Consider the following 324-nt stretch of genomic DNA (forward strand, 5'->3'; position numbering starts at 1 on the left):
TTATAGTACCTGTGAAGATGCAGGTTACCCGCGACAGGACGGAAAGACCCCGTGGAGCTTTACTGTAGCCTGATATTGAATTTTGGTACAGTTTGTACAGGATAGGCGGGAGCCATTGAAACCGGAGCGCTAGCTTCGGTGGAGGCGCTGGTGGGATACCGCCCTGACTGTATTGAAATTCTAACCTACGGGTCTTATCGACCCGGGAGACAGTGTCAGGTGGGCAGTTTGACTGGGGCGGTCGCCTCCTAAAGTGTAACGGAGGCGCCCAAAGGTTCCCTCAGAATGGTTGGAAATCATTCGTAGAGTACAAAGGCATAAGGG

At 52.5% G+C, this 324-nt stretch carries 1 rRNA gene (cut by a window edge); it reads left to right on the forward strand.

Features of this window, described 5'->3' with window-relative positions:
- A 23S ribosomal RNA gene (locus ACFWE1_RS17535) occupies nt 1–324 on the forward strand (its annotated part extends 1,154 nt beyond the left edge of the window); the annotation flags it as partial.

This window comes from Agromyces sp. NPDC060279 (assembly GCF_042726785.1).
In the GTDB taxonomy this organism is placed as follows: Bacteria; Actinomycetota; Actinomycetes; order Actinomycetales; family Microbacteriaceae; genus Agromyces.